Below are 9,827 nucleotides of genomic sequence, written 5' to 3' on the forward strand. Positions count from 1 at the left end.
GATTGGCTCAAAAATGGGCTTAATTTGGCATCCTATTTGCACCCAATAAAACATGATTTCAAGCTCAAATTTAGGCAAAACGCGTGGCAACTAAAGCAACTACCAAAAAAAGCAGCTCAAAAACTTCAAGCGTGGATCACCCTAAGGCGCTCATCATTGCGGAGAAACCTTCTGTTGCGAATGACATTGCCAAGGCTTTAGGAGGCTTCACTAAATATGAGGACTATTTCGAGAGCGATGACTTTGTCATCTCTTCTGCAGTGGGCCACTTATTAGAAATTGCTGCCCCGGAAGAATTTGATGTCAAACGTGGCAAATGGTCGTTTGCAAACCTACCGGTTGTGCCGCCCTATTTTGATTTACGCCCGATCGCCAAAACTGAATCGCGCCTCAAGGTATTGCAAAAGCTGATTAAGCGCAAAGATATCAATCAGCTTATAAATGCATGTGACGCGGGGCGTGAAGGTGAATTAATTTTCCGCTTGATTGCACAGCATGCGAAAGCGCCACAGGCCATTAAGCGTCTTTGGCTGCAATCTATGACCCCGGCAGCGATTCGTGATGGCTTTGCTTCGCTGCGTAGTGATGCCGACATGCAGCCTCTAGCAGATGCAGCACGCTGCCGCTCTGAGGCAGATTGGATGGTTGGCATTAACGGCACACGTGCCATGACAGCATTCAACAGTAAAAGTGGTGGATTCTTTTTAACGACAGTTGGTCGAGTACAAACGCCAACCTTATCAATCGTTGTAGAGCGCGAAGAACTAATTCGTAAATTTGTCTCTAAAGACTATTGGGAAGTTAAGGCCGAATTTATTGCTGCAGCTGGCGTATATGAAGGCCGCTGGTTTGATCCGAAGTTTAAAAAGGATGTTGCTGCTCCAGATGCGCGCGAGAATCGCCTCTGGAGTGAAGCTGCTGCACAAAGCATTGTGGCTGCGTGTCGCGATAAAAAAGCGAGCGTCAAAGAAGAGGCCAAGCCAGCAACTCAGCTAGCGCCACAACTTTTTGACTTAACTAGTTTGCAACGCGAGGCCAATGCACGCTTTGGCTTCTCCGCCAAAAATACCTTGGGTCTGGCTCAAGCACTTTACGAGCGTCATAAGGTGCTTACTTATCCGCGTACGGATGCTAAAGCCTTACCCGAAGATTATTTGGATACCGTTAAGCAGACCATGGAGAACCTGGCTGATAACTCATCAGAATATCGTCCATTTGCTAAACAAATTTTGCAAGGCGATCCTAAAGATCCAAAGGCAAAAGCTGGATATGGCTGGATCAAACCAAACAAACGTATTTTTGACAACTCAAAAATATCTGATCACTTTGCGATCATCCCAACCTTAGAGTCTCCAAAGAGTCTGAGCGAGCCAGAGCAAAAGTTGTATGACTTGGTAGTCCGTCGTTTCTTGGCGGTGTTTTACCCTGCTGCCGAGTTCCGCGTCACCACTCGCATTACCGAAGCGTCAGGTCATCACTTTAAAACCGAGGGCCGTGTTCTAGTATCCCCAGGTTGGCTAACTGTCTATGGCAGATCCAACCAAGCAGATGATGAGCTGGTGGCCGTACAAGAAGGCGAAACCGTACAAACTGAATCTATCTCCGCCATCCCATTAAAAACCAAACCCCCTGCTCGCTATACCGAGGCAACCTTGCTATCCGCCATGGAAAGTGCGGGCAAATGGGTCGACGATGATGAGATGCGTGAAGCCATGGCTGAAAAGGGTTTAGGGACACCTGCAACCCGTGCGGCGATTATTGAAGGCTTGCTAGCAGAGAAGTATATGGTTCGCGAAGCACGTGAGCTGATTCCTACGGCCAAAGCATTCCAATTAATGACGCTACTACGCGGCTTGGATGTAGAAGAATTAACGCGCCCTGATCTCACGGGCAGCTGGGAAAATAAACTTTCCTTGATTGAGCGTGGCGAAATGAATCGCGATACCTTCATGCAAGAAATTGCACAGATGACGCAACGCATCGTCAAGCGCGCCAAGGAGTATGACAGCGACACCATTCCTGGTGACTATGCCACTATGTCTACACCGTGCCCACACTGTAAGGGCGCAGTTAAAGAAAACTATCGTCGCTTTGCATGTGAGAAATGCGGATTTACGATTAGCAAAACTCCGGGTGGGCGTGCGTTTGAATATCCAGAGGTAGAAGAGCTTCTTCGCGAAAAAACTATTGGACCACTGCAAGGTTTCCGCAGCAAGATGGGTAGGCCATTTGCCGCAATTATTAAGTTAAGCGAAATTCCTGAAGAGGATGCCGATTATCCAAATGCAGGCTTTAAGCTTGAGTTTGATTTTGGCAACACGCAAGAGGATGAATCTGAAGCAATCGACTTTACCGGCCGTCAGGCTTTGGGTGTTTGTCCAAAGTGCTCTGGTGCTGTGTATGAGGATGGCATGCGCTATCTTTGTGAGAACAACACAGGGCCAAATAAATCATGTGATTTCAAAACGGGCAAGGTCGTTTTGCAACAAGAAATTTCTGCGGAGCAAGTTCAAAAATTGCTAGCAGAGGGCAAAACAGATTTGCTAACCAATTTCAAATCCAACCGTACTGGTCGCGGCTTTAAGGCTTATCTTGCTTTAGGCGCAGATGGCAAAATTGGTTTTGAGTTTGAAGCCAAAGCACCCAAGGCTGGTGCTGCCGACAAAGCACCAGCGAAGAAACGTGCAGGCGCCAGTGCAGCCACTAAGTCTGCAGCAAAACCTAAGCGTGCCAGCAAAACAAAGTCGTCCTCAAGCACTTGAGCAGTAATGAGCTTGGCAGCTAAGGCCGACCACAAAATACCTCTTGACCCTAGGGCTGTTGCTAAAAATATCCCCGGGCGTTGAGCGAGTGCCCCAATAATCGGCAAGCGATCACCTGCAACACAGCGCACACCGACAAAACTTCCTGACTTGTGAAGATGACTAACATCACCTTCTTCATAATCCAATAAACCCTTTGCCTGCTCGCGATTAAAGTCATCACTTGTATCCCAATCATGTAGCTCCGACTCTCCTTCATCAAAGCTAGAGCCCACTATCCACTGGTAACTTCCATCGGGTAATTTCTTGGATGGCAAACAATAGCCATCGCCTGAGATAGCGGTACGAGGTAGTTTTGGGGCCCACGCACTTTTTTCGTCAATCGAAAAAATGCTCAGCTGTCCACGCACCGGCCTCAAGGGAAGTCGCACGTCGATACTTGCAGCTAAATTTTTGGTTTCTATTGCTGCTGCAATAATGACTTTATCGGCGGTCATGATGGTGATGCCCTGGGGGTCGACCAATCGCCAGCCCGCAGGGGCTTTCTCTAATCGGGCTACTGAAGTATTCCAGCGGCAGGTCAACCTTGGGTTGGGGGTCAACGCATCTTGCGTTGCTTCGAATAAATTCAACGATGCTCCGCGAGGGAGCCAAATTCCATCTTGAGAAATTCCACAAGCATCCATTGCCTCATTTGCATAAAGAGCTTGCGCTAAACCTTCGTCAAGATTGAGTGATTGCAAATAGCCTGCAACATCATCCCGATTAAAAACTTTATCTTTTTTATTTGGTTGAAAGATGCCATGTTGATTCCAGCACTTACCCCAGCGGGCTTCGGCCATTAGAAATGCAATGCGAGTTAAGCGCAATAAACGGGGTGCGCCTCGACCAACATGTGGATGAGCAATAGCGTAAGCGTGACTAGAACATGCTGATGCAGGGTGGGGGGCTGAGTCAAGGATACAAACCGTTTGACCGCGTTCAAGCAGTTCATTTGCAATGCTAGATCCAGCAATACCTGCCCCAATCACCACGATGTCATGGTGTTGGGGTGAGGTCATTAAATGCGGATGTTTTGAAAAGACTTCTTAAGTTCCTAGGGATGACTAGGCGTTTAAGCGCTTCTCAATTTTGCTGCGTGCTTCGATTAGCTCTTTAGGCAAGCGCTCACCTAGATGCTCAAATAATTCTGAATGGAGTTTGAGCTCATTCTTCCAATCGTCAACAGCAACGGTAATGGCCTTCTCAAATTTGTCTGCTGAATAATCGAGGCCATTCCAATGCATGTCAGCATGCTCTGGGCAAATACCAAACACCGTCTCTTTACCTTTAGCTGTGCCTTCAGCACGGCCTAAGATCCAAGAGAGCACGCGCATGTTTTCACCGAAACCAGGCCATACAAACTTGCCGTTTTCATCTTTGCGGAACCAGTTCACACAATAGATCTTTGGTAGCACAGCACCTTCGGCAGCAAGCTTGCTACCAATGTTCAACCAATGCTGGAAGTAATCGCTCATGTTGTAACCAGCAAATGCAATCATCGCAAATGGGTCGCGACGTACAACGCCTACTTGGCCAGTAATCGCAGCGGTGGTTTCAGAGCCCATTGTGGCGGCCATGTAAACACCTTCTACCCAGTCACGTGCTTCACTTACCAATGGCACTGTGTTTGAGCGACGACCGCCAAACAAGAATGCATCAATCGCAACGCCCTCAGGATTGTCCCAATTTGGATCAACTGCAGGGTTATTTGTAGCAGCTACAGTGAAGCGTGAATTTGGATGCGCAGCTTTACGACCGGCGGCACCATCAGCAGGCGTCCAGTCTTTACCTTGCCAGTCAATCAAATGTGCAGGAGGAGTATCAGTTAAACCTTCCCACCAAACATCACCATCATCAGTTAAACCAACGTTAGTGAAGATCACATCTTGGTTTAATGAATCGAGACAGTTTGGATTGGTTTGACGATTTGTACCTGGAGCAACACCAAAGTAACCAGACTCTGGGTTAATCGCAAACAAACGTGTCTTTCCTGTAACAGGGTCCTTGCGTGGCTTGATCCATGCAATGTCATCACCAACCGTAGTGACCTTCCAACCCTCGAAGCCTTTTGGAGGAATCATCATAGAGAAGTTGGTTTTTCCGCAGGCAGATGGGAAAGCTGCGGCAATATGGTATTTCTTGCCCTCGGGTGAAGTCACACCCAAGATCAACATGTGTTCAGCTAACCAGCCTTGATCGCGACCCATATTGGATGCAATGCGTAATGCAAAACATTTTTTACCTAGTAAAGCATTGCCGCCGTAACCAGATCCAAAAGACCAAATCTCGCGAGTTTCTGGATAGTGAACGATGTACTTAGTTTTATTGTTAGGCCAAGCAACGTCTTTTTCGCCCGCAGCCAATGGCTTACCAACAGTGTGAATGCAAGGAACGAATTCGCCGGTGGCGCCAAGCTGATCAATCACAGCTTTGCCCATGCGGGTCATTAAGCGCATGTTGATAGCAACATAAGGGCTGTCAGACAACTCAACGCCAATATGGGCGATTGGGGAGCCAATTGGGCCCATGGAGAATGGCACTACGTACATTGTTCTACCGCGCATACAGCCGTCAAACAATGGCTGGAGAGTGGCACGCATTTCACTTGGCTCTACCCAGTTATTGGTTGGGCCAGCATCTTCTTTTTTTGCAGAGCAGATAAATGTGCGGTCCTCAACACGGGCCACATCATCTGGGTCTGATAGTGCTAAAAAAGCATTTTTACGCTTTGCTGGGTTGAGGCGCTTGAATACACCCGCATTTACCAATAGCTCACAAAATTCATCATATTCAGCCTGAGAGCCGTCGCACCAGCGAATCTTGTCTGGCTTAGTTAGAGCGGCAACATCTGCAACCCATTGAATGAGTTTTTGATTTTTTACGTACTCAGGTGCATTGGTATTAATAGTCATGAGAGTCCTATGAAATGTAATATTTTTGATCGCACTATTTTAACATTTTGGGCGTATTTTTAGGTGCCGACCCACCAAGAGCAAACCCTTTACTTGCCAATGCAAAACTGGCTAAAAATCTTGCCCAAAAGATCATCTGGAAGCAGTTTTCCAGTGATGTGTCCAAGCTGATCTTGTGCTAAACGGAGCTCTTCTGCAAATAACTCCAGCGATATGTTGCCATCTGCGGCGAATTGTTGAGATTTATCCAAATGGGTCGCTGCCCTATCCAGACAATCAAGGTGTCTTCTACGGGCCACAATGGCGCCCTCTTGAGAGCCGCCCCAACCAACCGATTCTAGGATTTTTTGTTTTAGAGTCTCAACCCCGTCGCCAGTCTTGGCCGAAATAAGTAGGGATGGACCTTCACTTTGGTAGGATGCTTCATTAGGAAGCAAGTCAGACTTATTAATGATCTCTAAAACGGGGCACTTTGGTGGGAGGGCCTTCAATATTTGAGCTTTTAAGTCCAAAACCGCCGCGCCATCGATCGCATTAATTGAATTTGGATCTTGCAGAAAAATAACTAGGTCTGCGGCTTGTATTGCCTCCCAAGATCGTTCAATTCCCTTTGCCTCAACTAGATCGCTGGTCTCGCGAAGACCGGCTGTATCAATAATGTGCATTGGAATACCACTTATGGTGATGCTTTCCTTAACGCGATCCCTTGTGGTTCCCGCGATAGGAGTAACAATTGCAACCTCTTCGCCAGCCAAGCGATTAAGAAGTGAGCTCTTTCCAACGTTAGGGGCGCCAGCCAAAACCAGCTGAATACCGTCGCGCAAAATCTTGCCCTGTTTTGCACCCTCTCTCAGCTTATGCAACTTTTCCATCACCGCGCTGAGGCGCTGGCGAGCTTGGGCATTCTCCAAAAATTCAATCTCTTCTTCAGGAAAGTCCAGAGTGGACTCAACCAAAATGCGTAATTGGGTAATTTCTTCAATCAAGCTATTAATGTCGTTTGAGAAGACCCCTTGCAATGAGCGCGCCGCCCCACGAACTGCTGCCTCACTTTGAGCATCAATTAAATCTGCGATAGCCTCTGCTTGAGCTAAATCGATTTTGTTATTGAGATACGCGCGTAAGGAAAATTCGCCCGGCTCTGCAATAACCAAACCCTGATCTTCTCCAAGCTCGAGACACCGCTTCATGACCAACTCTAAAAGCTGGGGTCCTCCGTGGCATTGCAGCTCCAGGACATCTTCACCGGTAAAGGAGGCGGGGGCAGCAAAGTAAATTGCAATCAGCTGGTCAATCGTCTCGCCGCGCGCATCACGAAGGGTAAGGAGATTGGTTTGACGCGGCGTAAGCGCCTTGTGAAAAAGAGCTTCGGCTATTGGCAAAAGCTGTGGGCCGCTAATACGAATAACGCCAACCCCAGCCTTGCCCGGCGCAGTGGCAACCGCAATGATGGGCAGCTTTCTCGTCATCATTGCAGGCACCCTTTGTTTATTTGTTATCGGCCAAAGACTTTAAGCCGGCTTTTTTCCAAACATTTGATTGATTTGCCACTGCTGAGCAATTGATAGTAAGTTGTTCACCACCCAATACAAGACCAAGCCTGCTGGGAAGAAGAAGAACATTACAGAGAATACAAGCGGCATATACATCATCACCTTAGCCTGAATTGGATCTGGTGGCGTTGGGTTCAGCTTGGTTTGCACAAACATGGAGGCAGCCATAATGATTGGCAAAATGTAGTATGGGTCTGGAACTGATAAATCATGAATCCACCCAATCCATGGGGCGTTGCGCATTTCTACTGAAGATAATAGAACCCAGTACAAGGCAATAAATACTGGAATCTGAATCACCACGGGCAAACAACCACCAAGAGGATTAATTTTTTCCTTGCGGTACATCTCCATCATGGCTTGATTTAATTTTTGTGGATCACCCTTGTACTGCTCTCTCATGGTGAGTAAGCGTGGTTGCACCTCTTTCATGCGGGCCATAGACTTATAGCTTGCAGCTGAAAGCGGGAAAAACACCAACTTAATTAAGATGGTCAATAAAATAATTGACCAGCCCCAGTTGCCCACATAAGAATGAATGTTGTCCAAGAGCCAGAAAATGGGTTTAGCCAAAATGGTTAAGTAGCCGTAATCTTTTAGCAACTCAAAGCCCGGAGCAATTGTTTCCAATACGCGCTCTTCTTGTGGCCCCACAAATAGTTTGGCTTTTTCCACAACTGTTGTGCCTGGTGCAACTACGCCCAGTGGTACTTGCATACCGATTCGATAGAGGTTGTTATCAATCTTTCCGGCATAAATATCTCGTGCTGCTTTATCGCTAGGAATCCAGGCGCTAGCAAAGTAATGCTGAACCATAGCAATCCAAGCGGGGTCGCCAGCTGGAACCTGTGTAGGAATAGTAATTTTGTTTTTATCAATCGCCGTGAACTCCAGCTTGTTGAATTTTTCTTTATCAGTGTATGTGGCGGGACCAGTGAAGGTGCTTGCTGAGAACGCGCCGTCAAAGGGGCCAATCTTTTGCTCTTGCGAGGCGTCGCGAACAATCTCTGTGTACAGGACTAAGGGTGCTGCGTTTGCATTACTTTGTGTAACACGGTGTCCAACGTCAACCACATAACTGCCCGCACTTAAGATAAAAGTCTTCTCTAGTTTTACGCCGTTACGCTCGCTTACTAAAACAATGAAGGGGTTCCCTGAGCCGTCTTTACCAGACTGCGATAACTTAAATGTGCTGGTGTGATTCGGCAAATCCACGTTGCCCAAGGCAATTAAGCCAGAGCGTGCAAAATATTTATGGTTCGGTGTGTATTGAAACAACTCAACTTGTTTTTTTTCTGGTGTGAGCTGCTTAGGCAGCATTGCATCAATAATGGTGCCGCCGTTTGCACTAATCTCCAAAATCAATACGTCATTTTTCAACACAAACTTTTCGGCTGTTTCTATTGCACCAGCAACAACCATAGGTGTTTGGTTTGGGGCTGGAATATTTGGATTTTGTACGGGCGATGGAATATCGATTTTGTTCGCTGATGTCTTATCGGCCACAACGGCAGTATTAACAGGGCTCCCACCAAACATCGATGGCTTTCCTTCATGAACTTGCCAGTTGTTGAACAACAAGATGCCCGACATGGAAAAGATTGCCCAAAGAATTGTTTTTTTATAGTCCATTTGCATTCACTTAATGATGATGAGATGTTGGTTTTACTGCTGGGTCGTAACCGCCCTGTGACCATGGATTACAGCGCAAAATACGCCATACCGATAGCCCAATACTTTTAAAAAACCCGTAGTTTGTAAAGCAGTCACATGCGTATTGAGAGCAGGAAGGTGCAAACTTACAATGCATACCAATATAAGGACTAAGCGCTACTTGATAGAGCCGCACAAATTTAATGGCTACCTTGTTTATTGGGTGCACGTTAAATTAGCCCCGCAATTTGTGTTCGCAGAATATCTTTTTCTTTGCTTCTGAGTCTGCCGCGGGTTTCGCGACCAATTGGTTTTTTCAGCTTCACCACAACATCACTGTTGAGGTTTGTAGCTTGAGCGCCCCTGACTAGTTCTCGGATCATGCGCTTTAATTGGTTCCGGTCTACTGCGCGTTTGGCTAGTTTTTTAGCCACCGCAATACCTAAATCTGGTTTAGCGCCTTGATCGGAAGATACCAAATACAAACCCCAATACAAACTTGTCTTGGGGCGTGTTTTTAGTAACTCAGAAATCCTGGCGCTATTCAACTGCTAAATTAAACGGCCAGACGTTTACGACCTTTAGCACGACGTGCGTTTAATACTGCGCGTCCGCTCTTGGTTTTCATACGAATACGAAATCCGTGGGTGCGTTTGCGACGTGTTACTGAGGGTTGGTATGTTCTTTTCATGATTCATCCTGCAAAACCCAGTATTTTCCTTGTTGCCAAGCAAAAGGTCAACCGCTGCGGAAGAATATATAGGTATTTTTCTCTATTTAATTCGTGATAATTTAATAAACCATTGATTTTTATCGGTTTTCTTTTTTTATTCACAAGTTATCCACAGGTTTTCCACGTTTTTTCAGCTTGTGGATAACTTTATGGGCTGGCTACAATGGATCCT

At 46.7% G+C, this 9,827-nt stretch carries 7 protein-coding genes and 1 pseudogene; 1 reads left to right on the forward strand and 7 read right to left on the reverse strand.

What is annotated here, in order from left to right:
• The first annotated feature begins 83 nt into the window (after positions 1-83).
• Positions 84-2,762, forward strand: a complete 2,679-nt coding sequence (locus FD975_RS10405; protein WP_251371201.1) for a DNA topoisomerase III — start codon at positions 84-86, stop codon at positions 2,760-2,762.
• Here FD975_RS10405 and mnmC read toward each other — a convergent pair.
• The 7 genes and pseudogenes from mnmC to rpmH all read right to left on the reverse strand — a co-directional run.
• Positions 2,732-3,823: pseudogene (mnmC, locus tag FD975_RS10490) on the reverse strand (FAD-dependent 5-carboxymethylaminomethyl-2-thiouridine(34) oxidoreductase MnmC); the annotation flags it as partial. The gene FD975_RS10405 and the pseudogene mnmC overlap by 31 nt on opposite strands.
• 45 nt (positions 3,824-3,868) lie before the next feature.
• A complete protein-coding gene (locus tag FD975_RS10410) occupies positions 3,869-5,716 on the reverse strand; it encodes a phosphoenolpyruvate carboxykinase (GTP) (protein WP_215302308.1) in 1,848 nt (615 codons plus the stop codon).
• An 89-nt stretch (positions 5,717-5,805) separates the two neighbouring features.
• On the reverse strand, positions 5,806-7,185 hold the full coding sequence (gene mnmE / locus FD975_RS10415) for a tRNA uridine-5-carboxymethylaminomethyl(34) synthesis GTPase MnmE (protein WP_215304011.1): 1,380 nt from the start codon (positions 7,183-7,185) through the stop codon (positions 5,806-5,808).
• A gap of 42 nt (positions 7,186-7,227) precedes the next feature.
• Positions 7,228-8,901, reverse strand: a complete 1,674-nt coding sequence (gene yidC, locus FD975_RS10420) for a membrane protein insertase YidC (protein ID WP_215302309.1) — start codon at positions 8,899-8,901, stop codon at positions 7,228-7,230.
• A 10-nt stretch (positions 8,902-8,911) separates the two neighbouring features.
• The gene (gene yidD, locus FD975_RS10425) at positions 8,912-9,151 is read right to left on the reverse strand and encodes a membrane protein insertion efficiency factor YidD (protein WP_215302310.1); all 240 of its coding nucleotides are present in this window, start codon (positions 9,149-9,151) and stop codon (positions 8,912-8,914) included.
• A gap of 1 nt (position 9,152) precedes the next feature.
• A complete protein-coding gene (gene rnpA / locus FD975_RS10430; RefSeq protein ID WP_215302311.1) occupies positions 9,153-9,470 on the reverse strand; it encodes a ribonuclease P protein component in 318 nt (105 codons plus the stop codon).
• Between the two features lie 8 nt (positions 9,471-9,478).
• Positions 9,479-9,613 carry a 50S ribosomal protein L34 gene (rpmH, locus tag FD975_RS10435; RefSeq protein WP_011903922.1) on the reverse strand — a complete coding sequence of 45 codons (135 nt, stop codon included), beginning with the start codon at positions 9,611-9,613 and terminating at the stop codon, positions 9,479-9,481.
• Positions 9,614-9,827 lie beyond the last annotated feature (214 nt).

Origin of the sequence: Polynucleobacter sp. AP-Jannik-300A-C4 (genome assembly GCF_018688335.1) — a bacterium.
Taxonomy (GTDB): Bacteria; Pseudomonadota; Gammaproteobacteria; order Burkholderiales; family Burkholderiaceae; genus Polynucleobacter.

Excerpts from the sequence above, each read along its gene's own strand:
- FD975_RS10410 (WP_215302308.1), bottom strand. The coding sequence starts at position 5,716 with ATGACTATTAATACCAATGCACCTGAGTACGTAAAAAATCAAAAACTC.
- mnmE (WP_215304011.1), bottom strand. The coding sequence starts at position 7,185 with ATGACGAGAAAGCTGCCCATCATTGCGGTTGCCACTGCGCCGGGCAAG.
- yidC (WP_215302309.1), bottom strand. The coding sequence starts at position 8,901 with ATGGACTATAAAAAAACAATTCTTTGGGCAATCTTTTCCATGTCGGGC.
- rpmH (WP_011903922.1), bottom strand. The coding sequence starts at position 9,613 with ATGAAAAGAACATACCAACCCTCAGTAACACGTCGCAAACGCACCCAC.